The 26,167-nt window shown below is 59.1% G+C and carries 29 protein-coding genes; 6 read left to right on the forward strand and 23 right to left on the reverse strand.

The genetic code is table 11. The features are described 5' to 3' along the window. Window positions 1–88: 88 nt before the first annotated feature. Window positions 89–2,194, reverse strand: coding sequence for a mechanosensitive ion channel family protein (locus tag QU606_RS31830; RefSeq protein WP_304997992.1), 2,106 nt, complete (start codon window positions 2,192–2,194; stop codon window positions 89–91). A 426-nt stretch (window positions 2,195–2,620) separates the two neighbouring features. Here QU606_RS31830 and QU606_RS31835 point away from each other — a divergent pair, with 426 nt between their 5' ends. The 3 genes from QU606_RS31835 to QU606_RS31845 are packed head-to-tail and all read left to right on the forward strand — an operon-like array spanning window position 2,621 to window position 5,620. Further along, complete coding sequence (locus QU606_RS31835; RefSeq protein WP_304997993.1) at window positions 2,621–3,397, forward strand: endonuclease/exonuclease/phosphatase family protein; 777 nt, start codon at window positions 2,621–2,623, stop codon at window positions 3,395–3,397. Beyond that, window positions 3,394–4,674 (forward strand): cardiolipin synthase ClsB, encoded by a 1,281-nt coding sequence (gene clsB, locus QU606_RS31840; RefSeq protein WP_102624513.1) that lies wholly within the window; start codon window positions 3,394–3,396, stop codon window positions 4,672–4,674. The genes QU606_RS31835 and clsB overlap by 4 nt, the downstream gene beginning before the upstream one ends. Next, entirely contained in the window at window positions 4,664–5,620 is a 957-nt protein-coding gene (locus tag QU606_RS31845) for a lysylphosphatidylglycerol synthase domain-containing protein (RefSeq protein ID WP_304997994.1), read from the forward strand. The genes clsB and QU606_RS31845 overlap by 11 nt, the downstream gene beginning before the upstream one ends. A 287-nt stretch (window positions 5,621–5,907) precedes the next feature. Here QU606_RS31845 and QU606_RS31850 read toward each other — a convergent pair whose 3' ends face one another. From QU606_RS31850 to QU606_RS31860, 3 genes are all read right to left on the reverse strand, one after another. Beyond that, window positions 5,908–6,663, reverse strand: coding sequence for a S9 family peptidase (locus QU606_RS31850; RefSeq protein WP_024077667.1), 756 nt, complete (start codon window positions 6,661–6,663; stop codon window positions 5,908–5,910). Beyond that, window positions 6,653–7,762, reverse strand: a complete 1,110-nt coding sequence (locus QU606_RS31855) for a DUF3182 family protein (RefSeq protein ID WP_304997995.1) — start codon at window positions 7,760–7,762, stop codon at window positions 6,653–6,655. Before QU606_RS31855 ends, QU606_RS31850 begins: the two co-directional genes overlap by 11 nt. 171 nt (window positions 7,763–7,933) lie before the next feature. Continuing rightward, the gene (locus tag QU606_RS31860; protein ID WP_041161034.1) at window positions 7,934–8,905 is read right to left on the reverse strand and encodes a GlxA family transcriptional regulator; all 972 of its coding nucleotides are present in this window, start codon (window positions 8,903–8,905) and stop codon (window positions 7,934–7,936) included. Window positions 8,906–9,001: 96 nt separating this feature from the next. Between QU606_RS31860 and QU606_RS31865 the strand changes: the two genes are divergently transcribed. Continuing rightward, window positions 9,002–9,565, forward strand: a complete 564-nt coding sequence (locus QU606_RS31865; protein WP_102624515.1) for a cysteine hydrolase family protein — start codon at window positions 9,002–9,004, stop codon at window positions 9,563–9,565. A gap of 24 nt (window positions 9,566–9,589) precedes the next feature. Here QU606_RS31865 and tam read toward each other — a convergent pair whose 3' ends face one another. Further along, on the reverse strand, window positions 9,590–10,351 hold the full coding sequence (tam, locus tag QU606_RS31870) for a trans-aconitate 2-methyltransferase (protein WP_069077109.1): 762 nt from the start codon (window positions 10,349–10,351) through the stop codon (window positions 9,590–9,592). A 117-nt stretch (window positions 10,352–10,468) separates the two neighbouring features. Here tam and QU606_RS31875 point away from each other — a divergent pair, with 117 nt between their 5' ends. Continuing rightward, window positions 10,469–11,377, forward strand: a complete 909-nt coding sequence (locus QU606_RS31875; protein ID WP_277378802.1) for a LysR family transcriptional regulator — start codon at window positions 10,469–10,471, stop codon at window positions 11,375–11,377. A 75-nt stretch (window positions 11,378–11,452) separates the two neighbouring features. Here QU606_RS31875 and QU606_RS31880 read toward each other — a convergent pair whose 3' ends face one another. Both QU606_RS31880 and QU606_RS31885 read right to left on the reverse strand, forming a co-directional pair. Beyond that, the gene (locus QU606_RS31880; RefSeq protein ID WP_003232445.1) at window positions 11,453–11,968 is read right to left on the reverse strand and encodes a single-stranded DNA-binding protein; all 516 of its coding nucleotides are present in this window, start codon (window positions 11,966–11,968) and stop codon (window positions 11,453–11,455) included. A gap of 9 nt (window positions 11,969–11,977) precedes the next feature. Continuing rightward, window positions 11,978–13,372, reverse strand: a complete 1,395-nt coding sequence (locus tag QU606_RS31885; RefSeq protein WP_024077673.1) for an MFS transporter — start codon at window positions 13,370–13,372, stop codon at window positions 11,978–11,980. Between the two features lie 178 nt (window positions 13,373–13,550). On the opposite strand from QU606_RS31885, the gene uvrA reads away from it, so the two are divergent. Further along, complete coding sequence (gene uvrA / locus QU606_RS31890; protein ID WP_024077674.1) at window positions 13,551–16,385, forward strand: excinuclease ABC subunit UvrA; 2,835 nt, start codon at window positions 13,551–13,553, stop codon at window positions 16,383–16,385. Window positions 16,386–16,452: 67 nt separating this feature from the next. Here the strand turns inward: uvrA and bfr are convergent, their stop codons facing one another. The 16 genes from bfr to rpsN all read right to left on the reverse strand — a co-directional run bounded on the left by bfr (window position 16,453) and on the right by rpsN (window position 26,165). Further along, a complete protein-coding gene (gene bfr, locus QU606_RS31895; RefSeq protein WP_015886133.1) occupies window positions 16,453–16,917 on the reverse strand; it encodes a bacterioferritin in 465 nt (154 codons plus the stop codon). Between the two features lie 155 nt (window positions 16,918–17,072). Then, on the reverse strand, window positions 17,073–18,521 hold the full coding sequence (locus QU606_RS31900; RefSeq protein WP_150295741.1) for a catalase: 1,449 nt from the start codon (window positions 18,519–18,521) through the stop codon (window positions 17,073–17,075). Window positions 18,522–18,758: 237 nt separating this feature from the next. Further along, window positions 18,759–19,145 (reverse strand): 50S ribosomal protein L17, encoded by a 387-nt coding sequence (gene rplQ / locus QU606_RS31905; protein WP_007918448.1) that lies wholly within the window; start codon window positions 19,143–19,145, stop codon window positions 18,759–18,761. A gap of 41 nt (window positions 19,146–19,186) precedes the next feature. Beyond that, window positions 19,187–20,188 (reverse strand): DNA-directed RNA polymerase subunit alpha, encoded by a 1,002-nt coding sequence (gene rpoA, locus QU606_RS31910; RefSeq protein WP_003176403.1) that lies wholly within the window; start codon window positions 20,186–20,188, stop codon window positions 19,187–19,189. Between the two features lie 22 nt (window positions 20,189–20,210). After that, entirely contained in the window at window positions 20,211–20,831 is a 621-nt protein-coding gene (gene rpsD, locus QU606_RS31915) for a 30S ribosomal protein S4 (RefSeq protein ID WP_003176404.1), read from the reverse strand. Window positions 20,832–20,849: 18 nt separating this feature from the next. Beyond that, window positions 20,850–21,239, reverse strand: a complete 390-nt coding sequence (rpsK, locus tag QU606_RS31920) for a 30S ribosomal protein S11 (RefSeq protein WP_002555466.1) — start codon at window positions 21,237–21,239, stop codon at window positions 20,850–20,852. Window positions 21,240–21,269: 30 nt separating this feature from the next. Beyond that, window positions 21,270–21,626 (reverse strand): 30S ribosomal protein S13, encoded by a 357-nt coding sequence (gene rpsM / locus QU606_RS31925; protein WP_024077676.1) that lies wholly within the window; start codon window positions 21,624–21,626, stop codon window positions 21,270–21,272. 129 nt (window positions 21,627–21,755) lie between these two features. After that, window positions 21,756–21,872, reverse strand: a complete 117-nt coding sequence (gene rpmJ / locus QU606_RS31930; RefSeq protein WP_002555468.1) for a 50S ribosomal protein L36 — start codon at window positions 21,870–21,872, stop codon at window positions 21,756–21,758. 27 nt (window positions 21,873–21,899) lie between these two features. Next, window positions 21,900–23,228, reverse strand: coding sequence for a preprotein translocase subunit SecY (secY, locus tag QU606_RS31935; RefSeq protein ID WP_003176406.1), 1,329 nt, complete (start codon window positions 23,226–23,228; stop codon window positions 21,900–21,902). Then, window positions 23,229–23,666, reverse strand: coding sequence for a 50S ribosomal protein L15 (rplO, locus tag QU606_RS31940; RefSeq protein WP_003176407.1), 438 nt, complete (start codon window positions 23,664–23,666; stop codon window positions 23,229–23,231). Window positions 23,667–23,669: 3 nt separating this feature from the next. Continuing rightward, window positions 23,670–23,846 (reverse strand): 50S ribosomal protein L30, encoded by a 177-nt coding sequence (gene rpmD / locus QU606_RS31945; protein WP_003176408.1) that lies wholly within the window; start codon window positions 23,844–23,846, stop codon window positions 23,670–23,672. Between the two features lie 2 nt (window positions 23,847–23,848). Next, on the reverse strand, window positions 23,849–24,349 hold the full coding sequence (rpsE, locus tag QU606_RS31950) for a 30S ribosomal protein S5 (protein WP_003186035.1): 501 nt from the start codon (window positions 24,347–24,349) through the stop codon (window positions 23,849–23,851). A gap of 3 nt (window positions 24,350–24,352) precedes the next feature. Further along, a complete protein-coding gene (gene rplR, locus QU606_RS31955) occupies window positions 24,353–24,703 on the reverse strand; it encodes a 50S ribosomal protein L18 (RefSeq protein WP_003186037.1) in 351 nt (116 codons plus the stop codon). A 10-nt stretch (window positions 24,704–24,713) separates the two neighbouring features. Beyond that, window positions 24,714–25,247 carry a 50S ribosomal protein L6 gene (rplF, locus tag QU606_RS31960; protein WP_024077677.1) on the reverse strand — a complete coding sequence of 178 codons (534 nt, stop codon included), beginning with the start codon at window positions 25,245–25,247 and terminating at the stop codon, window positions 24,714–24,716. 12 nt (window positions 25,248–25,259) lie between these two features. Further along, window positions 25,260–25,652, reverse strand: coding sequence for a 30S ribosomal protein S8 (gene rpsH / locus QU606_RS31965; RefSeq protein ID WP_017848802.1), 393 nt, complete (start codon window positions 25,650–25,652; stop codon window positions 25,260–25,262). 207 nt (window positions 25,653–25,859) lie between these two features. Continuing rightward, window positions 25,860–26,165 carry a 30S ribosomal protein S14 gene (gene rpsN, locus QU606_RS31970; protein ID WP_003176414.1) on the reverse strand — a complete coding sequence of 102 codons (306 nt, stop codon included), beginning with the start codon at window positions 26,163–26,165 and terminating at the stop codon, window positions 25,860–25,862. Window positions 26,166–26,167 lie beyond the last annotated feature (2 nt).

Below are 26,167 nucleotides of genomic sequence, written 5' to 3' on the forward strand. Positions count from 1 at the left end.
CTTTGAAGGCCCCTCCCCCAGCTTGATCTGTGAACACAATCAAATGTGGGAGGGGGCTTGCCCCCGATGAGGCCAGAACAGTCCTCCCTCATTGAGACCTGGGCTGCTCCGTCAACACCACCGACGCCGGCACCTCTTCATCCGGCTCATCCACCTGGGATGTACGCTTCGGCAGCAAAACCTGCTGTGGATAAGTTTGCGCGAAGTGCACCTCATCACAGTTATCCACAAGCTTTTTCAAACGCTGGTTGAACGCACGGCTCACCGCATATTGCCCGCCCGACACGGTACGGAACTGCGCCGTGAGCACCACGCCGTTGAGGTCCATCTTGTCGACGCCGAACACCTCCAGCGGCCCTTGCAGGTTGTACTTGAGGAACACGTCATCCCGGATCGACTGCCCGGCTTCGCGGATCAGCTCCACGGCCTTATCCACATCGGTGTCGTAGGTGAACTGCACGGAGAAGAACGCATAGGCAAATTGCCGCGATTGGTTGGTGACCGCCTTGATCTGCCCGAACGGCACCGAGTGCACGAAACCCTTGCCGTCGCGCAGGCGCAGAGTACGAATGGTAAGGCCTTCGACAGTGCCCGCGTGACCGGAGTCGAGCACCACCCAATCGCCAATCGACAGGGTGTCTTCGATGATGATGAACAGGCCGGTGATCACATCCTGCACCAGTTGCTGCGAGCCAAAACCAATTGCCAGCCCCACCACCCCGGCCCCCGCCAGCAGCGGCGCGACATTGATACCGAGGTTAGCCATGGTGGTGATCGCGCAGATCACCACCAATATGATTTTCACCGCATTGCGCAGCAGGGGCAGGATGGTTTTCACCCGCGTACTGGGCTGGCGGCTGGAGCGTTTGTTTAGCGGCGGTTTCAAGGCTTCCTGGATCGCCGTGTCGAGCACCACCCAGAACAGCCAGGTCATCAGCAGGATCAGGCCGATGCTGCTCAGGGAATCACTGATGGCGCGCCCCACCGAGTTGCGCTGGGCAAATTCGAACAGCGACACCCCCCAGATACGCCCGAGGATTTCGATAAACGCGATGGCCATGATGATGCGCAAGATCGCGTGCAACAGGCTGAGGAAGCGCTCCTTGTAGGCGCTGCTGCGCTGGATCGCCAACTGGCTACGGGATTTGAACAGGTGCTGCAGCACGGTGCTGAGGAATACCGTGCCGATCAGCAGGATCGTGGTAAACAGCGCGCAACGCAGGGCTTTTTGATTGTCGTCGCCGGCACCGATCAGGTTGATCGCCGAGACCAACACCATCAACAGGATCGGCCAGTACCACAGCCCGGAAAACACCCGTAGCGACTGCTGCAACGCGGGATGCTTCAGACGCTGGGCCAGGGGCCGATTGCGGATCAGATGCGCGACCGGGCGCCGCAGGCGTATCACCAGCACAGCGAAAATCACTGCCGCCAACAACCCGGTCAACACCGCAATACTGCTGGTGATATTGCCGCCCAACTGACGGGCGATTTGCGGGCTGGTCAGGGCGTCGCTGAGGGCGGCGAGAAAGCCAATCAGGAACAGCGGCTTGGGGCAGTAGTCGCGAATAATCTGCACCGCCGGGCGCTTGTGGCCGACGTTGAACATGACGATGACGCACAGCAGCATGGAGGTGGAGAAGATGCCGCTACTGGTGGCGTAGGCAAAACACAGCGCCAGCGCGCGGCCGATCGAGGTGGGGAGGAAGTGGCTGAAGTAGAGGGTCAGCGGCAGGCAGATCAGCGCGGGAATCGTATAGGGCAGCACATACCCGAGCACCGCACGCAGCCGCCCACGCTGCTCAAAGAACGTGCGCCGCCCAAGGCGCCGCACGATAAAACGCCCAAGCAGCGTCAACAACGCGAAGGCGCCGATCCACACCCCGGACAGCAACAGGAAATCCCCGGCCACGCTCCACGGCGAACGCTGCGCCGTCTGGTTCACCAGGCGCCCGACTTCATCCGCGGCGCGGTCGGCACGCAGCCGCCACGCATCTATCAGGTTCTGGTTGAGATCGAGCTTCTGCTGCACATCATCCATGCTGGAGCTGATGGCGCCGAGCAATCCGCCTTCGACCAGCAACTCCGGCTTGGCCGGCGCTTCGGCTTCAGGCGCGGAGGCCGCGGCTTGCAGTGCGCCACTGGTGCAAAACAACAGCGCGCCGAGCAGTAATGCAGTCTTGAGATTCAGCAAAACTCCGAGCTCCTTCAGAAGGGTCTGTAAGGAACTGACGGGTTTGAATCCTGATCGTTCCCCTGTGTCGACATCTTTGCCCTATAGGCAAAGATCAAATGCCGTTCTCCACCTTTTCCGCACAAGTCACACCCAGCCGCTGCACGCCGGAGTGAAACCCACCGGAGTTGCAGCCATGCCCATGGCCTTGCTCGCACTGGCAACCCGCGCGCCTTTCCGGGATGGGTACCGCCTGTAGGCCCACGGAAACTTTCGCGCAAATATCGCAGTCATCCCAAAACGGAGGTCACTCGACCCTACATCCACGGGAGCAAACATGGCGGCGATTCATATCGGCATTTCCGGCGGGCACTACAGGCGGCAACGCGCGTGGTTGATTGCGTCACGCAACGCCTCCCGGAGACGACTGATACCTGAGGGATTGGCATGACTCACTCGGAACTGATCCCCCCGACACCCACCACCACCATCACCCGTTTTCGCGTGCTGACGGTCAATACCCACAAGGGCTTCACCGCCCTCAACCGGCGCTTCATCCTGCCGGAATTACGCGAGGCGGTACGCAGTGTGGCGGCCGACATCGTGTTCCTGCAGGAAATCCACGGCACCCACGAACGCCACCCCAAGCGCTATAGCAACTGGCCGGCGATGCCGCAGTACGAGTTCCTCGCCGACAGCATCTGGCCGCAGTACGCCTATGGACGCAATGCGGTGTACCCCGATGGCGATCACGGTAATGCGCTGCTGTCGAAGTTCCAGATCGTGCGCTACGACAATCTCGACATCTCCCAGAGCGGCCATGAAAGTCGCGGGCTGCTGCATTGCGTGATGCGCTTGCCCGGGCAGGAGAAGGAACTGCATGCCATTTGCGTGCACCTGGGCTTGCAGGAAAAACATCGCCAGCAGCAACTGCGCCTGATCGCCGAGCGCGTGGCGCAGATTCCCGCCGATGCACCGCTGATCGTCGCCGGCGACTTCAACGACTGGCGCCTGCGCGCCGACCTGCGCCATTGCGGCCTGCGCGAAGTGTTTACCGAGGCCCATGGCAAACCACCGCGCACCTTCCCCGCGCGCCTGCCCCTGCTGCGCCTGGATCGAATCTATGTGCGCAATGTGAAGGCGCATGCGCCCCAGGTGTTGAACAGCCGCCCCTGGTCGCATTTGTCAGACCACGCGCCCCTGTCAGTGGGGATCGAGCTATGAACAGTGCCCCACTGGAAAAAGTCGCCGTCGCCCATATCGCTACCGACCAGCCACCGGACGAAGCCTCGGCGCGGGACCTGGATTACGGCTGGCAGAGCGGCAACCAGATCGAGTTGCTGGAAAACGGCGAGGCCTACTTCCCGAAAGTGTTCGACGCCATGCGCCAGGCCCAGCGGGAAATCCTGCTGGAAACCTTCATCCTGTTCGAAGACAAGGTTGGCCATGAGCTACGGGACATCCTGGTCGATGCGGCACGGCGCGGCGTCAAAGTCGTCGCCAGCCTTGACGGGTTTGGCTGCGGCGAGCTGAGCCCGGCCTTCCTCGCTGAGTTGGCCGAAGCCGGGGTGATAGTGCAGATGTTCGACCCGGCGTCCAAGACCCTCGGCATTCGCACCAATTGGTTCCGCCGCTTGCACCGCAAGATCGTAGTGGTGGATGCGCGCGTGGGGTTTATCGGCGGGATCAACTTCTCTGCCGACCACTTGGGCGACTACGGCCCCGAGGCCAAGCAGGATTACGCGGTGCAGGTGGTCGGCCCGGCGGTCGCCGACCTGCATCACTTTGCCCTGGCCCAAAGCGGCCGAAAAGTACGCAGCCGCCGCGGCTGGCGACGCCGCGACCGGCGCCCCTCACCGTGGACCTCGGCAGACGGCGACGGCCTGGTGCGCCTGATTTATCGCGATAACGTGCAGCACCGCGATGACATCGAAGAGGCTTATATCCACGCCCTGAGTAAAGCCCAGCGCCGCGCGGTGATCGCCAATGCCTACTTCTTCCCCGGCTACCGCTTGCTGCGCGAGATCCGCAACGCCGCGCGGCGGGGCGTGCACGTGCAATTGATCATGCAGGGCCAGCCCGATGTGCTGCTGGCCAAGCTGGCGGCGCGCATGCTCTACGACTACCTGCTCAAGGACGGCGTGGTGATCCACGAGTATTGCCAGCGCCCGCTGCACGGCAAGGTGGCGCTGGTGGATGACGACTGGAGCACCGTGGGTTCCAGCAACCTGGACCCGCTGAGCCTGTCGCTGAACCTGGAAGCCAATGTGCTGATTCGCGACCGGGCATTCAACCAGCAGCTGTACGAACGCCTCGAAGTGCTCAGCAAGCACCATTGCCAGACCATGCCGGAAAACCGCACGCCGCGCCTGTGGCTCTGGCGCTTGACCGTGGGTTTCCTGGTGTTCCATGTGATGCGCCATTTCCCGGCGTTGACGGGCTGGCTGCCGGCGCACAAACCGCGTTTGAAACCCTTTGAGAGTCGGGCCCATGACCGCTGAAGCCAACCGCTCGCGTTTTACACGCTGGAAGAAGCCGCTGACTGTCGCGTTCTTCCTCTTGCTGATCGTGTTGTTCACCCTGCTCGCCCGGCGCATCGACTGGAGCGAAGTGTTCCAGACCTTGGGCGACTTCAAGCTACGCACCTTGCTGATCGCCGGCACGCTGACGTTGTGCAGTTTTATCGTGTACGCCTGCTTCGACCTGATCGGCCGCACCTACATCCGCCAGCCCCTGCGCTGGAAGCAGATCCTGCCGGTGGGGATCATCAGCTATGCGTTCAACCTCAACCTGAGTGCGTGGGTCGGTGGTATCGCCATGCGTTACCGCCTGTATTCGCGCCTGGGGGTAAGCACCGGCAATATTGCCAAGATCCTCGGCTTGAGCCTGGCGACCAATTGGTTCGGCTATATGGCACTGGCCGGCGTCGTGTTCAGCAGCGGGTTGGTGACAATGCCACCGGGCTGGAAGCTCAGCAGCGGCGCCCTGCAAGGTGTCGGAGTATTGCTGGTGCTGGCGAGCCTGGGCTACTTGGTGGCCTGCCAGTTTTCGACAAAACGCGCGTGGTCGATTCGCGGTATCGAGATCAACCTGCCGTCGCTGCGCATGGCGTGTTTGCAACTGGCGCTCGGTGCGTTGAATTGGTCATTGATGGCGGCGGTGATTTTCACCCTGCTGCCGGCGAAGCTGGACTACCCGTTGGTGCTGGGGGTGTTGCTGATCAGTGCGATTGCCGGGGTGGTGACCCATATCCCTGCCGGGCTTGGGGTGCTGGAGGCGGTGTTTATTGCGCTGTTGCAGCATGAGGCGTCGCGGGGCAGCTTGCTCGCCGGGTTGATTGCGTATCGGGCGATCTACTTTATCTTGCCGTTGCTGATTGCGCTGGTGATGTACCTCGCGGTGGAAGCCAAGGCCAAGGCGTTGCGGGTGAAGAAGGCAGCGGCTTGACAGGCGGAGGATCAGGCACTCCTCAGCGGCTGGTTTTGGGGCTGCTACGCAGCCCAACGCGGGGCAAGTCCTAATGCCGTTCAGTTAAGCGTACATCGCCTTCTGTAGGAGCGAGGGGGACGCCTAGTTCTTGCTCGCGAAAAACGTCAACGATAACGCGTGTTTCCTGAATGAACGCGGCGCCTGTGAGTGCTTCGCGAGCAAGCTCGCTCCTACAAAAAAGCCTTAACTGAACGGCATTAGGGCAAGCCCGCTGGTTACAGAGCGCCCAATTCGCGGGCGCCAGGCTATTGGGACTGGATGATGCTCAACCGTTCGCCCACCACCATCTCGGTGATCCAGTCCACCAGGATCGAGGTGTAGGCCTGCTGGGAGACTGGGTCACTCAGGGCGTGGTCGGCGCCGTCGATGATGCGGTGGGTCAGGGAGTGTGTCCGCTGGCACGCCGCACGGTAGCTCATGATGGTCGCGTGGGGCACATGGTCGTCGGTTTCCGATTCGACGATCAGCACATCGCCGGTAAATTGCGCGCAGGCATGCAAGGCGCGGTTGGTTTGCGCGTGCACCAGCGTACTGCGGTAATCCATCAGGTCCGCCTTGTCCAAATCGCGCTTGGGCTTGAGCCATTCCTGGTCGCGGTACAGTGCCGGCACGCGCAGCGCCAGCCAGCGCACCGGGCGCAACGACGTCAGAATGGCGGCGAGGTAACCGCCGTAACTGGTGCCCACCACCGCCACCGCCGAGGTGTCGATGGCCGGGTGCGACAGCAGGCGGTCGTAGGCGGCCAACAGGTCGCGCAAGTTGTCTTCGCGGGTCACGCGGGACAACGGAATGCCAGTGCCCGCATGGCCACGCAGGTCGAAGGTCAGGCACACGCAGCCCAGGCCGGCGATGCCTTTGGCCCGTTCCAGATCACGCTCCTGGCTACCGCCCCAGCCGTGCACGAACAACACCCCAGGCACTTTGGACTTGGGGCTCAAGAACGTGCCGCTCATCTGTTCGCCGTCGATGTCGATCGCAATGCTTTCGCTTCTAGCCGTCATAAGGTTTAACCGTCACGTACTTGAGAAGAAAGTCGCTGTTTTCGGCCGGGCCGCGGTAAACCTCGATGGCATCCGCCGGCAGTGGCTGGTCCACGTAGGTTTCTACCGAGGACACATGAATGGCTTTAAGGCCCGGGTGATTGATGAAGCTTTGCAGCGCCGCGACTTCCGCGCTGCTGGCCCCGCCCATGCGCCAGGACTGTTCAAGTACACCGCTGCGACGCTGGCCGTTGCTGTCCACGCCCTGGGCGATGTCGTAGTTGCGCCGTGAGGCATAAAAACCAGGGTAGGCCTCAAGCGCGGCGGCGTCGAAGACCTGGGCTTGCCGGATGGCCAGGCGTACGTCGTCGGACAGGTCGAGTTGGAGCAGGTCGTCGTAGTCACCCGGGACCACGATCAGGTTCGAGCCACCGTAGACCTCTTCACCCCGCCCGTCCTGGGTCAAGTATTGCTCGCCGCAATAGCTGAACCGGTGCGCGCCGATGAAACTCTGGCCCACACTATGAGTGACCACATCCTGAAGGTCCTGTTCCAATACCACACCGTCGTCGAATAGCTGCGCCGCTTCGGGGCGCGCCAGCAACGCGTCGAACTCATCCAGGCTGCGGATCACTTGCTGGCCACGCCCGGCGCTGGCGTGCACAGGTTTCAACCGGATCGGCCCACTGTAGAGCAGGCGTGTCGCAGCTTCCCGCGCATCCTTGAGGGCAAACACGCTCAGGCCGTCCAACACCACATCGCGCACGCGCTCACCAAATAACGTCGACCAGCCCTCCGGGGCGACGGCTTCGGGGCCCAACACGCCGTGACTGATCGCCTTGGTACAGATGAAGTCGTGATCGACATAGCCGCCCCACAGGTCGTCAGGGCCACTAATACCGAATGGGCGAGCCTGGTCCGGGCCGACCAGGGTTTGGGTGGGCAGCACATACAGATCACGCCCAGCGTGCCGGTTGGGGTCGTAGCTGCCGCCAAACTTGAGGCCGAGGATCTGCGCCAGCCAGCGCGCCAGGGCGCGATTGGTTTCGACTTCATGCTGGGGCGCGCCCTCCCGCGTGGAATGGGCAACGACCAGCTTTTTGCGCTGCGTTGGGGTCATGCGTCCCCCTTGATTGTCCCGCCATGTGTGTGCAGACACTGTTGCAGGGATCAAGCCAAGGCCTGGCTCAAGGCGATGGCGTGGAAATCAAGTGGTTAGCTGAAAAGCGATGGCAGTTGGCCTGTTTGATTCTGCACGACAGCCGCGGATGGACGCGGCGTTCTGCACGATTCACACCCCAAACCGGCTGCGGTAATCACTGGGGGCCAGGCCGGTGATTTTCTTGAAGGTGGCGCGAAAGGCACTGGGGTCCTGATAACCCACGGTCCAGGCGATATGGTCGATGGTGCCGTTGGTGAACTCCAGCATCTGCCGAGCCTTGCCGACCCTCAAGTGCTGGCAGTATTCGGTGGGCTTCAACCCTGTTGCGCCGCGAAAGCGCCGCAGGAATGTACGCTCTTCCAGACCCGCCTCCTGGGCCATTGCCGCCACGCTGACATCCACCGCACCACTGGCCTGCAACCAGTGCTGCACCTTGAGGATCGCGCTGTCGCCGTGCCCGAGAATCGGCGCAAAGTTGCTGCCGCAGTGGCTGGCGCTGTCACTGTGCGCGATCACCAGGAACCGGGCGGTCTGGGCCGCAATGCTCGGGCCCATGGTGCGGTCAACCAGGCGCAGGCCCAGTTCGGACCAGGCCATCAGCCCGGCGGTCGTGATCAGGTCGCCGTCATCGACAATCGGTTTATCCGCTTCCAGGCGTACGGCTGGGTAACGAGCGGCGAAGGATGTGGCGGAGGACCAATGCGTGGTGGCGCTGCGCCCGTCCAGCAGGCCACTACGCGCCAGCATGATCGAACCAATGCACACGCCACCAAGAACCGTGCCCGCCGCGTGTTGCTGGCGAATCCACGCCAGTAACGCGGGCGGCGCTTGCTCGTCGGTGAACTCGCCAATCGAGGGCGGCACCAGCACGGCCATCAGCGGCAGGTCAGGGCCGGGGTGGCTGTCGAATACCCGCGCGGGGGTACCCTGGGCATCCACCTGCCAGTGGCTGACCCGCAGCAGCGGCAGTTGCGCGGATTGATGCTCGGCGGCGATCCGGTTGGCCACACCGAACAGGTCGGTCAAGCCATGCACCGCAGCCAATTGCGCCCCTTGATAGATCAATACACCCAGCTCGACGATCGAGCGTTCCACGGCCATTGTCAGTTTTCCCCCTGTTATTGTCGGTGCAGCCAATCCTCGGCAGCGGCGCCAGCTAAGATACTGGCCCCATCAACCCATCACGAGGCAACACCCATGGCCAAGCAAGCACTCATCCTAATCGATATCCAGAACGACTACTTCCCCCAGGGCAAGTGGCCGCTCAGCGGCGTGGAAGCCGCGGCGGACAAGGCTGCACAGGTGCTCCAGGCCTTTCGCCAGGTGGGGGATGCGGTGATACATGTGCGCCATGAGTTCACCTCGCAGGATGCTCCCTTCTTTACACCGAACTCCGAGGGGGCGCACTTGCACCCCAAGGTGTTGAACGAGGGCAATGAGCCAGTGGTACTGAAGCATTTCGTGAATGCGTTCCGTGAAACCAACCTGCGTGAGCTGTTGGAACAACGCAGCATTACCGAACTGGTGGTGGTCGGCAGCATGAGCCACATGTGCATCGATGCGGTGGTGCGAGCGGCGGCGGACCTGGGCTACAAGGTCACGCTGATCCATGACGCCTGCGCCACCCGCGACCTGGAATTCAATGGCAAAGTCATCCCGGCGGCGCAGGTGCATGACGCTTATATGGCATCGCTGGCATTCGGCTATGCAGGCGTGGTGTCGGCGGATGAATACCTCAAGACACAAACGGCGGCCGCGTGACCGCCCCCCCGTATGCTGCTGGCTTCAGCGCGTGGCGATGACGAACAGGCGCGGAAACGGCAGCAGCACGGTGCCATCGCCCAGGGCTGGGTAAGCCTGCGTAATCCGTGCCTGGTATTCCCGTAGGAATGCGGCCTTTTCCCCGTCGCTCAACGGCGCAAGAAATGGCCGCAATGCAGAACCTTTAAACCACTCCACCACCGCCGCATGATCCGCCAACGGATGCAGGTAGGTGGTGCGCCACACGTCGACGACGCTGCAGTGTTGGCTGAGTAGCTCGTAGTAGTAGCTCGCGGTGTGCCGCTCATTGTGTTTAACCGCACCGATCTTCGCGGACCAGGGGCCATCTGCCGATACCTCTCGTGCCAGCCGGTGGGCAGGCTCATCAAGGTTGTCCGGGGTTTGCACCGCCAGCGTGCCACCGGGCGTCAGTTGGTTGACCAGGTGCGGGTAGAGCGTGGCGTGATCGGGCAGCCATTGCAGGGAGGCGTTGGCCAGGATGACGTCGAAGGCCTGCTCGGGGCTCCAGGCACCGATATCCGCCCGTTCGAAGTTCAGCCCCGGCAGGCGTTTACGGGCGTCGACCAGCATGTCATCGGAGCTGTCCATGCCGGTGACCTGCGCTTGCGGGAAACGCCCGGCCAGCACTTCAGTCGAGTTACCGGGGCCACAGCCCAAGTCGACAGCGGTGCGCACCTCGGTATTGGGAATGGCCGCGACCAAGTCACGAACCGGGCGAGTGCGCTGTTGTTCAAACATCGTGTATTGCTTGGCAGACCAGGTCATCGCGGCTTTCCTTCTTTTTTAGAGGCGGCTTTTTAAAGGGTGAAGACAGCCTAAATCTTGTGAGCCATGAGAACAAATGCCAGGATTGACGACCTCCCATACCTGAAAAGTATCCCTATGTTGGAGTTGCGCCAACTCAGAGCCTTTGTCGCCATTGCCGAAGAAGGCTATATCACCCGCGCGGCGGAACGTTTGGGGATGCAGCAGCCACCGCTGACGCGACTGCTGCAAAGCCTTGAGGCCGAGCTGGGCGTTGTGCTGATGGAACGCCTGCCCCGTGGCGTGCGCCCAACCCCTGCCGGGCTGGCGTTGCTGGAGGAAGCGCGCGAGGTCTTGGCACGTGTCGACGGTGTGGCGGAGGTCGTGCGTCGCGCTGCCCGAGGTGAGCGCGGACGGCTGGCCATCGGGTTTACCAGTTCGGCCGCCCTGCACCCATTCGTGCCCAGTGTGCTGCGGCTGTTTCGCGAAACCTTCGTGGGCGTCTCGGTGGTGCTGGAGGAAGCAGGTACCGGCGAACTGCTGGATGCGCTGGTGCATGAAAAACTCGACGCAGCCTTTATCCGCTCACCGCTCAGCGGGATTCAATCGCTGCAGGACCAACCGATCCTCGTGGAGCCCATGTTGTTGGCACTGCCCACCGATCATCCCCTGGCACTCGACGCCGCCTCCCCCCTGCCTTTGGCGGCACTGGCTACTGAGTCCTTCGTACTCTATCGACGGCGCGTGGGGTTGGGTTTGTATGACGCGATCCTGGTGGCCTGCCGTGAAGCGGGGTTCAGCCCGCAAGTGGTGCAGGAAGCGCCGCGCATGACAGCAACCTTGAGCCTGGTGGCAGCGGGCCTTGGCGTATCCATCGTGCCGGCGTCGATGCAACGGCTGCGTGGAGACGGCATCGTCTATCGACCACTGACGGATTGCCGGAACCTGGTGGCGCCGCTCCACCTGGCGACGCGAGCCGGTGATGACTCGGCCGTATTGCGGCGCTTCAAGGACATGGTGCTGACCACGGCGGCAACAGACGCCTGATCAACAGCCATAAAAAACCCCCGCGGCCTGCGCCAGCGGGGGTTCTTGAGTATCGCTCGTTGCGGGTCTGCGACCTTAGAACGGGATATCGTCATCAAAGCTGTCGAAATCCGGAGCCGGTTGCGGAGCGGCCTGTTGTGGCGCTGGGCGCGACTCACGTTGTGGCTGCTGGCTTGGCTGCGGACGGGACTGCTGTGGGCGCGGTGCCGAGTTGGACATGCCGCCCTGGCCCTGTTGGTCACCCTGTGGTCGGCCGCCCAGCAGTTGCATGGTGCCTTGCATGTCGACCACGATTTCAGTGGTGTAACGCTTGATACCGTCTTTTTCCCACTCGCGGGTTTGCAGCTTGCCTTCGATGTAGACCTGCGAGCCTTTGCGCAGGTACTCACCGGCGATCTCTGCCACCTTTCCGAACATCGACACGCGGTGCCATTCGGTCTTCTCGACCTTCTGGCCGGTCTGCTTGTCGGTCCACTGTTCGCTGGTCGCCAGACTCAGGTTGGTCACGGCATTACCGTTAGGCAAGTAGCGAACTTCGGGATCCTGGCCGCATGTACCGACCAATATGACTTTGTTAACCCCACGGGCCATAACGTTCTCCTAAGCTGGGCGCGCTGTCGGCACTGGGTTGACCAGTTGCTCGAGCGTCGCGCGATCCAATAATTCGGTGTCCAATTTGATGTAAATGGCTGCTTCTTCAGCAACCACGACTGCATCGGTTACCCCAACGACGGCCTTGAGGCGCTCTACCAGACCGCTTTCACGGATCGCCTCGGGCGATAGCGGCAAACGCAGACTTGTGACGTAGGGAGGTTCGCGCATGGTAACAGCAAAGGCCAGCCAAAGTGCAGCCAGCCCGGCACATCCCAGGAACACAACCGACAAACCGCCGTGCTGGAACATCCAGCCACCCATGATGCCGCCCAGTGCAGAACCAAGGAACTGGCTGGTGGAGTACACCCCCATTGCCGTGCCCTTGCCACCGGCCGGTGAAACTTTACTGATCAGCGAAGGCAACGAGGCCTCCAGCAGGTTGAATGCGGTGAAGAACACCACCGTACCGATTACCAGTGCCCGCAGGCTGTCGCCGAACTGCCAGAAGAATAGCTCAGTGAGCATCAGCGTCGCGACGGCGCCGAGTAAAACTCGTTTCATTTTGCGTTTCTTCTCGCCGTAGATGATGAAGGGGATCATGGCGAAGAACGAAATCAGGAGGGCAGTCAGGTAGACCCACCAGTGCTGCTCCTTGGGCAACCCGGCTTTTTGCACCAGGGCCAGGGGCAAGGCGACGAAACTGCACATCAGCATTGCGTGTAATACGAAGATACCTAAATCCAGGCGCAGCAAATCCGGATGCTTGAGTGTCGGCAACAGGGCCTTGCGGGCGACGCCCGACTCACGGTGCTGCAACGTGCCGGTGGAGCGCGGCACCATGAAGGCCACGATCACGATCCCGAACAACGCCATGCCGCCGGTGGCCAGGAACAAGCCGTGCAAGCCAAAGGCGCGCGTCAGCAACGGGCCGACCACCATCGCCACGGCGAACGACAGACCGATGGTCATGCCGATCATGGCCATGGCCTTGGTGCGGTGTTGCTCGCGGGTGAGGTCGGACAGCAAGGCCATGACCGCTGCGGAAATTGCCCCGGCCCCCTGCAGGATACGTCCGGCGATCACGCCCCAGATCGAATCCGACTGGGCCGCGAGCACGCTGCCGAGAGCGAACACGATCAGCCCCAGGTAAATCACAGGGCGGCGGCCAATACGGTCGGAAATGATGCCGAATGGAATCTGGAAAATCGCCTGGGTCAGGCCATAGGCGCCAATGGCCAGGCCGATCAAGGCGGGGGTCGCTCCTGCGAGATCCATTCCATAGGTCGCCAGCACTGGCAACACCATAAACATGCCAAGCATACGGAAGGCGAACACCAGGGCCAGACCGCTTGCTGCTCGGGTCTCGCCGCTACTCATGCGTTCGCTGTGGGGATCGTGCATGGAAAAACCTCGTGTGAACCGGCGGCGATTCTACCAGTCCCATCGATTGAGAGGGTATATGCGGCGCTTTGCCGCGCAGCTTTCATGTAAGGCTGCACCCGGCACTTTGACAGTGTATATTCATCCAGTCTTTAGCCGTATACTCCTGCATTATTTACGCCCGCCGTGCGAGGCCATCTTGGACAAGATCCTGATTCGTGGGGCTAGAACCCACAACCTGAAGAACATCGACCTGACCCTGCCCCGGGACAAATTGATCGTCATCACCGGCTTGTCCGGCTCCGGCAAATCTTCCCTGGCGTTCGACACGCTGTATGCCGAAGGTCAGCGTCGCTATGTGGAATCGCTGTCGGCCTATGCCCGCCAGTTCCTGTCGATGATGGAAAAACCCGACGTCGACACCATTGAAGGCCTGTCGCCGGCGATTTCCATCGAACAGAAGTCGACGTCCCACAACCCGCGCTCCACCGTGGGCACCATCACCGAAATCTACGACTACCTGCGCCTGCTGTACGCGCGGGTGGGCATTCCCCGTTGCCCGGACCACGACATTCCACTGGAAGCCCAGACCGTCAGCCAGATGGTCGACCTGGTGCTGGCCCAACCGGAAGGCGCCAAGCTGATGCTGCTGGCGCCGGTGATTCGCGAACGCAAGGGCGAACACCTTTCCGTATTCGAAGAGCTGCGTGCGCAGGGCTTTGTGCGCGCACGCATCAACGGCAAGCTCTACGAACTGGACGAAGCGCCGAAGCTCGACAAGCAGAAGAAGCACTCGATCGATGTGGTGGTCGACCGCTTCAAAGTGCGGGCCGACCTGCAGCAGCGTCTGGCAGAATCGTTCGAGACTGCGTTGAAGCTGGCAGACGGTATAGCCCTAGTGGCGCCGATGGATGACGAGCCGGGCGAAGAGATCATCTTCTCCGCGCGCTTTGCCTGCCCGATCTGTGGCCATGCCATCAGCGAGCTGGAACCCAAGCTGTTCTCCTTCAACAACCCGGCCGGCGCCTGCCCGACCTGCGATGGCCTGGGCGTGAAGCAATTCTTCGACATCAAGCGCCTGGTTAACGGGGAGCTGACATTGGCGGAGGGCGCGATACGCGGCTGGGACAGACGTAACGTCTACTACTTCCAGATGCTGGGGTCGCTGGCGTCCCACTACAAGTTCAGCCTTGAAGTGCCATTCAATCAACTGTCGGCAGAACAGCAGAAAGTCATCCTCAATGGCAGTGGCTCGCAGAACGTCGATTTCAAATACCTGAACGACCGTGGCGATATCGTCAAGCGCTCCCACCCGTTCGAAGGCATCGTGCCGAACCTGGAGCGGCGCTACCGCGAGACTGAATCGGCGAGCGTGCGCGAAGAACTGGCGAAGTTCCTCAGCACTCAACCCTGCCCGGATTGCCGCGGCACTCGCCTGCGCCGTGAGGCGCGGCATGTGTGGGTTGGCGAGAAGACGCTGCCGGCAGTCACCAACCTGCCAATCGGCGATGCATGCGAGTACTTCGGTACACTCAAGCTGACCGGGCGCCGTGGGGAAATTGCCGACAAGATCCTCAAGGAAATCCGCGAGCGCCTGCAGTTCCTGGTCAACGTTGGCTTGGACTACCTATCGCTGGATCGCAGCGCCGATACGCTGTCAGGCGGCGAAGCCCAGCGGATTCGCCTGGCCAGCCAGATTGGCGCCGGCCTGGTGGGTGTGCTGTACATCCTCGATGAGCCGTCGATCGGTCTGCACCAGCGCGACAATGATCGTCTCCTGGGCACCTTGAAGCACCTTCGGGATATCGGCAACACGGTGATTGTGGTCGAGCATGATGAAGACGCTATCCGCCTGGCGGACTACGTAGTCGATATCGGCCCTGGGGCTGGCGTGCATGGCGGTCATATTGTCGCCGAGGGCACGCCCGCCGAAGTCATGGCTCACCCTGACTCGTTGACCGGCAAGTACCTGTCTGGCCGAGTGAAGATTGAAGTGCCAGCCAAGCGTACGCCACGTAACAAGAAGATGGCATTGCACCTCAAGGGCGCGCGGGGCAACAACTTGCGCAATGTCGACCTGGAAATTCCCCTGGGCTTGCTGACGTGCGTAACCGGTGTTTCCGGCTCAGGCAAATCCACGCTGATCAACAACACCCTGTTCCCACTGAGTGCCACCGCCCTGAACGGCGCGACCACCCTGGAAGCGGCGGCACACGACAGCATCAAGGGCCTGGAGCACCTGGACAAAGTGGTCGATATCGACCAGAGCCCGATTGGCCGCACACCACGCTCCAATCCGGCAACCTACACAGGGCTGTTCACGCCGATTCGCGAACTGTTCGCTGGCGTTCCGGAATCTCGCTCGCGGGGCTACGGGCCTGGCCGGTTCTCGTTCAACGTCAAAGGCGGGCGCTGCGAAGCATGCCAGGGTGATGGCTTGATCAAGGTGGAGATGCACTTCCTGCCAGACATCTATGTGCCGTGCGATGTGTGCAAGAGCAAGCGCTACAACCGCGAAACCCTGGAGATCAAGTACAAGGGCAAGAGCATCCACGAAACCCTGGAAATGACTATCGAGGAAGCGCGGGTGTTCTTCGATGCGGTCCCGGCGCTGGCGCGCAAGCTGCAAACGCTGATGGATGTGGGCTTGTCCTATATCAAACTTGGGCAGTCCGCGACCACTCTATCCGGTGGTGAAGCGCAACGGGTGAAGCTGTCTCGCGAGCTGTCCAAGCGCGATACCGGCAAGACCTTGTATATCCTGGATGAGCCAACTACCGGCCTGCATTTCGCGGATATTCAACAGTTGCTGGATGTCTTGCATCGCCTGCGCGACCACGGCAACACCGTGGTGGTGATCGAGCACAATCTGGATGTGATCAAGACGGCCGACTGGCTGGTTGACCTCGGCCCGGAAGGCGGCTCCAAGGGTGGCCAGATCATTGCGGTGGGCACGCCGGAGCAGGTCTCCGAAATGCCACAGTCCCACACGGGTTACTATCTCAAGCCCTTGCTGGCGCGCGACCGGGCCTGATTTATCAAGCCCGATAAAAAAGCCCCCGTCACTTCAGCAGTGACGGGGGCTTTTTTGTAGCCGGGAATCAGAACTGCGATTGCAGGTAATTCTCCAAGCCAACCAACTTGATCAGGCCCAACTGCTTTTCCAGCCAATAGGTGTGATCTTCTTCGGTGTCATTCAACTGCACCCGCAGGATTTCCCGGGTGACATAGTCGTTGTGCTGCTCGCAGAGCTCGATGCCCTTGCAGAGCGCGGCACGCACCTTGTACTCGAGGCGCAGGTCGGCAGCGAGCATGTCAGGCACCGTGGTGCCCACATCAAGGTCATCGGGACGCATACGTGGCGTGCCTTCGAGCATCAGGATACGGCGCATCAGTGCGTCGGCGTGCTGTGCCTCTTCTTCCATTTCGTGATTGATACGCTCATAGAGCTCGGTAAAGCCCCAGTCTTCATACATGCGCGAATGGATGAAATATTGGTCACGAGCAGCCAGTTCGCCCGTCAGCAACGTGTTGAGGTAATCGATTACGTCGGGGTGACCTTGCATCGCCCTACATCTCCCTGCTTGAAAGTCTGTAGTTTGAACCATGATGACTCCCAGGTCACGGGATCAACAGCAGAAAAGTGCAGATTTACTGAGAAAAGTGGTCGAATTAACGCAAAAACCGCCCAAATGAGGGCGGTTCTGCTTATCGTTTAGAGTCAGTTAAGCGATACACCGAGCGCCTTTGCGATTGCTTCTCCATAAGCAGGATCAGCCTTGAAAAAGTGCTGCAATTGGCGCTGGACGACATCGCTGGAAACACCGGCCATGGCTCCGGCGATGTTGCTGGTGAGCAACGCTTTCTGCTCATCATTCATCAGGCGGAACAACGCGCCGGCGTGGCTGTAATAGTCGGTGTCTTCGCGGTGATCGTAACGATCCGCCGCACCGCTCAGGGCCAAGGCAGGCTCAGCGTATTGTGGTGCTTGCTTCGGTGCGTCAGCGTAGCTGTTTGGCTCGTAGTTAGGAGCCGCGCCACCATTACTGCCGAATGCCATCGAACCATCACGCTGATAGCTGTTCACCGGGCTACGTGGGGCGTTTACCGGCAGTTGCTGATGATTGGTACCGACGCGGTAGCGGTGAGCATCTGCATAAGCGAAGACACGTCCCTGAAGCATACGGTCTGGAGACAGACCAACACCTGGCACCATGTTGCTTGGACCGAACGCTGCTTGTTCTACTTCGGCGAAGTAGTTCTGCGGGTTGCGGTTGAGCTCCAATTCACCGACTTCAATCAATGGGAATTCCTTCTGCGACCAGGTCTTGGTCACGTCAAAAGGGTTCTCGTAATGAGCGTTGGCCTGGGCCTCGGTCATGATCTGAATGCACACACGCCATTTCGGGAAGTCACCGCGCTCGATCGCACCGAACAGATCACGCTGTGCATAATCAGGATCGGTACCTGCCAGCCGCGCTGCTTCTGCCGGCGCCAGGTTCTTGATGCCCTGCTTGGTTTTGTAGTGCCACTTGACCCAGTGACGCTCACCCTTGGCATTAATCAGGCTGTAGGTGTGACTGCCGAAGCCATGCATGTGACGGTAGCCATCAGGAATGCCTCGGTCCGAAAACAGGATAGTGACCTGATGCAGCGCCTCTGGAGAGTGCGACCAGAAGTCCCACATCATCTGCGCGCTCTTCAAGTTGCTTTGCGGCAGGCGCTTTTGGGTGTGAATGAAGTCAGGGAATTTCAACGGATCGCGGATGAAGAACACCGGGGTGTTGTTACCGACGATGTCCCAGTTGCCTTCTTCGGTGTAGAACTTCAAGGCGAAACCACGTGGATCACGTTCAGTGTCAGCCGAACCACGCTCACCACCTACCGTGGAGAACCGCAGGAACGTCGGGGTTTGCTTGCCCACTGCCTCGAACAGCTTGGCACTGGTGTATTGAGTGATGTCTCGAGTGACCGTGAAGGTACCGTAGGCGCCCGAACCCTTGGCGTGCACGCGACGCTCTGGAATATTTTCACGGTTGAAGTGGGCGAGCTTCTCGATCAGGTGAAAGTCGTCGAGCAGCAACGGGCCTCGTGGGCCGGCGGAACGGGAATTCTGGTTGTCCGCAACGGGTGCACCGCTGGCGGTGGTAAGGATTTTGTTCTGGCTCATGTTCAATTTTCCTCTGGTCGGACTTGGAACTACAGGCTAATCGGCTTGGAGGAAGTATTAATCATCAACATGACGGCTACAAATTCATTAAATTGTGAGCCTCAATAGAAAATTTCTACCAACAATCCAAGCCCCATAGTGCCCAACGCCACAGCAGGAAACTTGTACATATCGCGCTTTTGTCGCGCGCACAAAAAACCGGGCACTAGGCCCGGTTCTTCGTTACAGACTGTCGTCTTACTCGGCGCTTACAGCTTCGCCGGCAGTAGCACGATCAACCAACTCGACGTACGCCATAGGCGCGTTGTCGCCAGTGCGGAAACCGCACTTGAGGATGCGCAGGTAGCCACCCTCACGGGTAGCATAACGCTTGCCCAGGTCGTTGAAGAGCTTACCAACGATAGCTTTCGAACGAGTACGGTCGAAAGCCAGACGGCGGTTAGCCAGGCTGTCTGTCTTAGCCAAAGTGATCAGCGGCTCAGCAACGCGACGCAGTTCTTTAGCTTTCGGCAGTGTAGTTTTGATCAGCTCGTGCTCGAACAGCGACACCGCCATGTTTTGGAACATGGCCTTGCGGTGCGAGCTGGTACGGCTCAGGTGACGACCACTTTTACGATGACGCATGGTTCATTCCTTACCAAACTCACGTTCGGTGATTACGACGATCAGGCAGTCGCCTTGTCGTCCTTCTTAAGACTTGCAGGCGGCCAGTTGTCGAGGCGCATGCCGAGGGACAGACCGCGGGAGGCCAGAACGTCCTTGATTTCAGTCAAGGATTTCTTGCCCAGGTTCGGAGTCTTCAACAGTTCTACTTCGGTACGCTGAATCAGGTCGCCGATGTAGTAAATGTTTTCCGCCTTAAGGCAGTTAGCCGAACGTACAGTCAGTTCCAGATCGTCAACCGGGCGAAGCAGGATCGGATCGATCTCGTCTTCCTGCTCGATTACCACTGGTTCGCTGTCACCTTTGAGGTCGACGAACGCAGCCAACTGCTGTTGCAGAATGGTTGCAGCGCGGCGGATAGCCTCTTCAGGATCCAGAGTACCGTTGGTTTCCAGATCAATAACCAGCTTGTCCAGGTTAGTACGCTGCTCGACACGGGCGTTTTCCACCACGTATGCGATACGGCGAACCGGGCTGAACGAAGAGTCAAGCTGCAAGCGACCAATGCTGCGGCTTTCGTCTTCATCGCTCTGACGCGAGTCGGCCGGTTCATAACCACGACCACGAGCTACAGTGAGCTTCATGTTCAGGGCGCCGTTAGACGCCAGGTTAGCGATTACGTGATCGGGGTTAACGATCTCGACATCATGATCCAGCTGAATATCGGCAGCGGTAACCACCCCCGAACCCTTCTTCGACAAGGTCAGCGTAACTTCGTCACGGCCGTGCAGCTTGATAGCCAGACCTTTAAGGTTCAACAGGATTTCAATTACGTCTTCCTGTACACCTTCGATGGCGCTGTACTCGTGGAGCACACCGTCAATCTCGGCCTCGACTACTGCACAGCCGGGCATTGAGGACAACAGGATGCGGCGCAGCGCGTTGCCCAGGGTGTGGCCAAAACCACGCTCGAGAGGCTCGAGAGTGATCTTGGCGCGGGTTGGACTGACAACCTGCACATCAATATGGCGGGGTGTCAGGAACTCATTTACCGAAATCTGCATGGATGCACCTATTTTCTAGCCCTTACTTGGAGTAGAGCTCGACAATCAGGCTTTCGTTGATGTCGGCGGACAGATCACTGCGAGCTGGAACGTTCTTGAAAACGCCCGACTTCTTCTCAGTGTCTACTTCTACCCATTCTACGCGGCCACGTTGGGCACACAGATCGAGAGCTTGGACAATGCGAAGTTGGTTTTTTGCTTTCTCGCGAACTGCGACCACGTCACCAGCACGAACCTGGTAGGACGGAACATTTACGGTCTGGCCGTTAACGCTGATCGACTTGTGCGATACCAGCTGACGGGATTCGGCACGAGTAGAACCAAAGCCCATACGGTATACAACGTTGTCCAGACGGCATTCGAGCAGTTGCAGCAGGTTTTCACCGGTTGCACCTTTCTTGCCAGCAGCTTCTTTGTAGTAGCCGCTGAACTGACGCTCGAGAACGCCGTAGATACGACGGACCTTCTGCTTTTCACGCAGTTGGGTGCCGTAATCGGACTGGCGACCGCGGCGTTGGCCGTGGATACCAGGTGCTGCTTCGATGTTGCACTTCGATTCGATCGCGCGCACGCCGCTCTTCAGGAAGAGATCGGTGCCTTCGCGACGAGCGAGTTTGCATTTTGGACCAATGTAACGAGCCATTCTTTACAATCTCCTGGATTACACGCGGCGCTTCTTCGGCGGACGGCACCCGTTGTGCGGGATTGGCGTCACGTCGGTGATGCTGGCGATCTTATAGCCACAGCCGTTCAAAGCACGGACAGCAGACTCACGACCTGGACCTGGACCTTTGACGTTAACGTCGAGGTTTTTCAGGCCATATTCCAGCGCAGCTTGACCAGCACGTTCAGCAGCTACTTGAGCAGCAAACGGGGTGGACTTGCGGGAACCGCGGAAACCCGAACCACCGGAGGTAGCCCAAGAAAGCGCGTTACCTTGACGGTCGGTGATGGTCACGATGGTGTTGTTAAAAGATGCATGGATGTGGGCGATGCCATCAACCACTGTCTTTTTAACTTTTTTACGAGGACGAGCAGCAGGTTTTGCCATGATAATTTTCCTGTCGATTCGCTGGGGCGATTACTTGCGGATCGGCTTACGCGGACCTTTACGGGTACGCGCGTTAGTCTTGGTACGCTGACCGCGTACTGGAAGACCACGACGATGACGCAGACCGCGATAGCAACCGAGGTCCATCAAACGCTTGATTTTCATGTTGATTTCGCGACGCAGGTCACCTTCAGTGGTGAACTTCGCCACTTCGCCACGCAGCAATTCAATCTGCTCGTCGCTCAGATCCTTGATCTTAGCGGCTGGGTTTACCCCAGCAACTGCGCAAATTTTCTGCGCAGTAGTGCGACCAACACCATAGATGTAGGTCAGCGAGATAACAGTGTGCTTGTTATCTGGAATGTTAACGCCTGCAATACGGGCCATTCAGTGGGACTCCAATTGACAGCTACCTACGCCCCGGAAGCCAAGAAATAGGGCGCGAGATAATATCGCTGTAATAACAAATAATCAACCCGGCAGCGCACTAGCTGCCGGGCTTCAAGCGGATCACACTCAGCCTTGGCGCTGTTTGTGACGCGGTTCCGCGCTGCAAATTACTCGAACAACACCTTCGCGGCGAATAATCTTGCAGTTACGGCACAGCTTTTTCACCGATGCACGAACTTTCATCACCAACTCCTCGAACCTTATGGGTACTCAGCGCAACATGCCGCTGCCGTAACCCTTCAGGTTGGCTTTCTTCATCAGGGATTCGTACTGGTGCGAAACGAGGTGCGATTGTACTTGGGACATGAAGTCCATCACAACCACGACCACGATCAGCAACGAGGTCCCGCCAAGGTAGAACGGAACGTTTGCTGCAACCACCAGGAACTGGGGCAACAAGCAGACGGCCGTCATATATAGAGCACCGAACAGGGTCAAACGAGTCAGAACGCCATCAATGTAGCGTGCAGACTGCTCACCTGGACGGATGCCCGGAATAAAGGCACCGGACTTCTTCAGGTTTTCCGCTACGTCTTTCGGATTGAACATCAACGCCGTATAGAAGAAGCAGAAGAAAATAATCCCTGCACTAAACAGCAGAATATTCAACGGCTGACCAGGAGCGATCGACTGAGAGAGGTCCTGCAGCCAGCCCATATTTTCAGACTGACCAAACCAGGTACCCAACGAAGCCGGAAACAGCAAGATGCTGCTCGCGAAGATTGCCGGAATAACACCGGCCATATTCACTTTCAGCGGCAAGTGGCTGGTCTGCGCAGCAAAAACCTTGCGGCCCTGCTGACGCTTGGCGTAGTGAACAGCAATACGACGCTGGCCACGCTCAATGAACACCACAAAACCGATAATCGCTACTGCCAGCAAACCGATGGCAACCAAGGCGAAAATGTTGATATCACCCTGACGTGCAGACTCGAAAGACTGCCCGATTGCTCTCGGAAGACCGGCGACGATACCTGCGAAAATCAACATCGAGATACCGTTGCCAACACCACGCTCAGTAATCTGCTCACCCAGCCACATCATGAACATCGCACCAGCCACAAACGTGGATACCGCGACGAAATGGAAGCCAAAGTCACCAGTGAACGCAACACCCTGCCCCGCCAGGCCAACGGACATGCCGATAGCTTGAACCAGGGCGAGGATGACAGTGCCGTAGCGGGTGTACTGGCTAATCTTGCGACGGCCAGCTTCACCTTCCTTCTTCAACTGCTCCAGCTGCGGGCTGACGGCTGTCATCAGTTGCATGATGATCGATGCCGAGATGTACGGCATGATCCCCAGTGCAAAAATGCTCATCCGTTCCAGCGCGCCGCCAGAAAACATGTTGAACAAGCTAAGAATGGTCCCCTCATTCTGTCGAAACAGGTCTGCGAGTCGGTCCGGATTGATACCTGGAACCGGGATGTGTGCGCCTATTCGGTAGACGATAATCGCCAGGAACAGAAAACGCAGACGAGCCCAAAGTTCAGACATACCGCCTTTGCCGAGCGCTGAGAGAGCACCTTGCTTAGCCATTTATTCCTCGAACTTGCCGCCAGCTGCTTCGATAGCCGAACGCGCACCTTTGGTGGCGCCGATTCCCTTGCCGATAGTGACAGCGCGAGTCACTTCACCGGACAGCATGATTTTCACACGCTGTACGTTGACGTTGATCACGTTGGCATCTTTCAGGGTCTGCACAGTAACGATGTCGCCTTCCACTTTAGCCAGCTCGGACAGACGCACTTCTGCGCGGTCCATGGCCTTCAGGGAAACGAAACCGAACTTAGGCAGGCGACGATGCAACGGCTGTTGACCGCCTTCAAAGCCTGGAGCAATGGTGCCACCGGAGCGGGAGGTTTGACCTTTGTGGCCACGGCCACCAGTCTTACCCAAACCGCTACCGATACCACGGCCCGGACGATGCTTTTCGCGACGGGAACCCGGCGCTGGACTCAGATCATTGAGTTTCATCGATTAACCCTCGACACGCAGCATGTAGTAAGCCTTGTTGATCATCCCGCGATTCTCGGGAGTATCCTGGACTTCTACAGTGTGACCGATGCGACGCAGACCCAAACCCTTAACGCACAATTTGTGGTTAGGGATGCGGCCGGTCATGCTTTTGATCAGCGTTACTTTAACGGTAGCCATGATCAGAAGATCTCCTTGACGCTTTTGCCACGCTTGGCGGCAATGGATTCAGGAGATTGCATAGCTTTCAAACCTTTGAAAGTGGCGTGAACCACGTTTACCGGGTTAGTCGAGCCGTAGCACTTGGCCAGAACGTTCTGAACGCCAGCAACTTCGAGGACAGCACGCATAGCGCCGCCAGCGATGATACCGGTACCTTCAGAAGCAGGCTGCATGTACACCTTCGAAGCGCCATGAGCAGACTTCATTGCGTACTGCAGAGTGGTGCCGTTCAGGTCAACTTGAATCATGTTGCGACGAGCAGCTTCCATTGCCTTCTGGATCGCAGCAGGCACTTCACGTGACTTGCCACGGCCGAAGCCAACACGCCCTTTACCATCACCAACCACGGTCAACGCGGTGAAAGTGAAGATACGGCCGCCTTTAACGGTTTTGGCTACGCGGTTAACTTGAACCAGCTTCTCAATGTAGCCTTCGTCGCGCTTTTGGTCGTTATTTGACATAACTTAGAACTCCAGCCCAGCTTCACGAGCAGCATCAGCCAGCGCTTTAACGCGGCCGTGGTACTTGAAGCCAGAGCGGTCGAAAGCCACTTGCGAGACGCCAGCGGCCTTAGCACGCGTAGCGACCAGCTGGCCAACCTTTGTGGCCGCGTCGATGTTGCCAGTGGCACCATCACGCAGTTCTTTATCCAAAGTCGAGGCGCTGGCCAGGACTTTGTTGCCGTCGGCCGAGATGACCTGGGCGTAGATGTGCTGCGACGAGCGGAACACGCAGAGACGCACGACTTCTAGTTCGTGCATTTTCAGGCGTGCTTTGCGAGCGCGACGCAGTCGAGTAACTTTTTTGTCGGTCATTTGCTATGCCCTACTTCTTCTTGGCTTCTTTACGACGGACGACTTCGTCCGCGTAGCGCACACCTTTGCCTTTGTACGGCTCTGGTGGACGGAAGTCGCGGATCTCAGCGGCCACCTGACCTACCAGCTGCTTATCGATGCCCTTGATCAGGATATCGGTCTGGCTAGGAGTCTCAGCGGTGATGCCTTCCGGCAGTTCGTAATCCACTGGGTGCGAGAAGCCAAGGGCCAGGTTCAAAACCGAGCCTTTTGCTTGCGCTTTGTAACCAACACCGACCAGCTGGAGCTTACGCTCGAAGCCTTGGCTTACGCCTTGGACCATGTTGTTTACCAACGCACGCGTGGTACCGGCCATTGCGCGAGTTTGTTGATCGCCATTGCGAGCAGCGAAACGCAGCTCACCAGCTTCTTCAACGATCTCAACGGACGAATGGATGTTCAGTTCAAGAGTACCCTTGGCACCCTTCACCGAAAGCTGTTGGCCTGCGAATTTGACTTCGACACCGGCTGGCAGCTTAACGGGGTTCTTAGCGACGCGAGACATGCTTATCCCCCCTTAGAACACAGTGCAAAGAACTTCGCCGCCGACACCGGCAGCGCGCGCAGCACGATCCGTCATCACACCTTTGTTGGTGGAGACGATAGACACGCCAAGACCGCCACGAACTTTCGGCAGATCCTCAACGGACTTGTACTGACGCAGGCCTGGACGGCTAACGCGCTTCACTTCCTCGATGACCGGACGGCCTTCGAAGTACTTCAGCTCGATGGACAGCAGTGGCTTGATTTCGCTGCTGATCTGATAACCCGCAATGTAGCCTTCGTCTTTCAGGACTTTGGCAACAGCTACCTTCAACGTGGAAGATGGCATGCTTACGACGGACTTTTCAGCCATCTGGGCATTACGGATACGAGTTAGCATGTCCGCTAACGGGTCCTGCATACTCATGGGCTAGACGCTCCTAATACAAAAAAATTAGCCTTACGGCTACATATGTCGCCGAGTATCTCCGGGCATAGAAAACACGGGCTCAGGCGAGCCGGGTATTCTAGACACACTCCGGAAATGAAACAAGCCCCAAAAGGGGCTTGTTCCAGATTCAAGGTACCGGCGGTCAGTATCTTGCGATCCCGACCACCCGGACTTTGAAAGTACTTACCAGCTGGCTTTAACCAGACCAGGTACGTCGCCACGCATTGCCGCTTCACGCAGTTTGTTACGGCCGAGGCCGAACTTGCGGTAAACGCCGTGTGGACGACCAGTCAGGCGGCAGCGGTTACGCATGCGCGAGGCGCTTGCGTCACGTGGCTGCTTCTGCAGAGCAACTGTAGCTTCCCAACGCGCTTCTGGACTTGCGTTCAGATCAACGATGATTGCTTTCAGTGCTGCACGCTTCTTGGCGTACTTGGCAACCGTGAGCTGACGTTTCAGCTCGCGGTTTTTCATGCTCATCTTGGCCATGG

Source organism: Pseudomonas sp. OVF7, from assembly GCF_030644265.1.
GTDB lineage: Bacteria > Pseudomonadota > Gammaproteobacteria > Pseudomonadales > Pseudomonadaceae > Aquipseudomonas > Aquipseudomonas gorinensis.

What these genes read in the sequence shown, in the direction of transcription:
- QU606_RS31885 (WP_024077673.1), bottom strand. Translation starts at nt 13,372, where the DNA reads ATGCACGATCCCCACAGCGAACGCATGAGTAGCGGCGAGACCCGAGCA.
- rplQ (WP_007918448.1), bottom strand. Translation starts at nt 19,145, where the DNA reads ATGCGTCATCGTAAAAGTGGTCGTCACCTGAGCCGTACCAGCTCGCAC.
- rpmD (WP_003176408.1), bottom strand. Translation starts at nt 23,846, where the DNA reads ATGGCTACCGTTAAAGTAACGCTGATCAAAAGCATGACCGGCCGCATC.
- secY (WP_003176406.1), bottom strand. Translation starts at nt 23,228, where the DNA reads ATGGCTAAGCAAGGTGCTCTCTCAGCGCTCGGCAAAGGCGGTATGTCT.
- rpoA (WP_003176403.1), bottom strand. Translation starts at nt 20,188, where the DNA reads ATGCAGATTTCGGTAAATGAGTTCCTGACACCCCGCCATATTGATGTG.
- rpsD (WP_003176404.1), bottom strand. Translation starts at nt 20,831, where the DNA reads ATGGCTCGTTACATTGGTCCAAAATGCAAACTCGCTCGTCGCGAAGGC.
- QU606_RS31900 (WP_150295741.1), bottom strand. Translation starts at nt 18,521, where the DNA reads ATGAGCCAGAACAAAATCCTTACCACCGCCAGCGGTGCACCCGTTGCG.
- rpsM (WP_024077676.1), bottom strand. Translation starts at nt 21,626, where the DNA reads ATGGCCCGTATTGCAGGCGTTAACATTCCAGATAACAAGCACACTGTT.
- QU606_RS31850 (WP_024077667.1), bottom strand. Translation starts at nt 6,663, where the DNA reads ATGACGGCTAGAAGCGAAAGCATTGCGATCGACATCGACGGCGAACAG.
- QU606_RS31845 (WP_304997994.1), top strand. Translation starts at nt 4,664, where the DNA reads ATGACCGCTGAAGCCAACCGCTCGCGTTTTACACGCTGGAAGAAGCCG.
- QU606_RS31865 (WP_102624515.1), top strand. Translation starts at nt 9,002, where the DNA reads ATGGCCAAGCAAGCACTCATCCTAATCGATATCCAGAACGACTACTTC.
- QU606_RS31880 (WP_003232445.1), bottom strand. Translation starts at nt 11,968, where the DNA reads ATGGCCCGTGGGGTTAACAAAGTCATATTGGTCGGTACATGCGGCCAG.
- tam (WP_069077109.1), bottom strand. Translation starts at nt 10,351, where the DNA reads ATGACCTGGTCTGCCAAGCAATACACGATGTTTGAACAACAGCGCACT.
- rpsE (WP_003186035.1), bottom strand. Translation starts at nt 24,349, where the DNA reads ATGTCAAATAACGACCAAAAGCGCGACGAAGGCTACATTGAGAAGCTG.
- rpsH (WP_017848802.1), bottom strand. Translation starts at nt 25,652, where the DNA reads ATGAGTATGCAGGACCCGTTAGCGGACATGCTAACTCGTATCCGTAAT.
- rplO (WP_003176407.1), bottom strand. Translation starts at nt 23,666, where the DNA reads ATGAAACTCAATGATCTGAGTCCAGCGCCGGGTTCCCGTCGCGAAAAG.
- rpmJ (WP_002555468.1), bottom strand. Translation starts at nt 21,872, where the DNA reads ATGAAAGTTCGTGCATCGGTGAAAAAGCTGTGCCGTAACTGCAAGATT.
- rplR (WP_003186037.1), bottom strand. Translation starts at nt 24,703, where the DNA reads ATGACCGACAAAAAAGTTACTCGACTGCGTCGCGCTCGCAAAGCACGC.
- clsB (WP_102624513.1), top strand. Translation starts at nt 3,394, where the DNA reads ATGAACAGTGCCCCACTGGAAAAAGTCGCCGTCGCCCATATCGCTACC.
- QU606_RS31875 (WP_277378802.1), top strand. Translation starts at nt 10,469, where the DNA reads ATGTTGGAGTTGCGCCAACTCAGAGCCTTTGTCGCCATTGCCGAAGAA.
- rplF (WP_024077677.1), bottom strand. Translation starts at nt 25,247, where the DNA reads ATGTCTCGCGTCGCTAAGAACCCCGTTAAGCTGCCAGCCGGTGTCGAA.
- rpsK (WP_002555466.1), bottom strand. Translation starts at nt 21,239, where the DNA reads ATGGCAAAACCTGCTGCTCGTCCTCGTAAAAAAGTTAAAAAGACAGTG.
- QU606_RS31855 (WP_304997995.1), bottom strand. Translation starts at nt 7,762, where the DNA reads ATGACCCCAACGCAGCGCAAAAAGCTGGTCGTTGCCCATTCCACGCGG.
- QU606_RS31860 (WP_041161034.1), bottom strand. Translation starts at nt 8,905, where the DNA reads ATGGCCGTGGAACGCTCGATCGTCGAGCTGGGTGTATTGATCTATCAA.
- rpsN (WP_003176414.1), bottom strand. Translation starts at nt 26,165, where the DNA reads ATGGCCAAGATGAGCATGAAAAACCGCGAGCTGAAACGTCAGCTCACG.
- QU606_RS31835 (WP_304997993.1), top strand. Translation starts at nt 2,621, where the DNA reads ATGACTCACTCGGAACTGATCCCCCCGACACCCACCACCACCATCACC.
- bfr (WP_015886133.1), bottom strand. Translation starts at nt 16,917, where the DNA reads ATGCAAGGTCACCCCGACGTAATCGATTACCTCAACACGTTGCTGACG.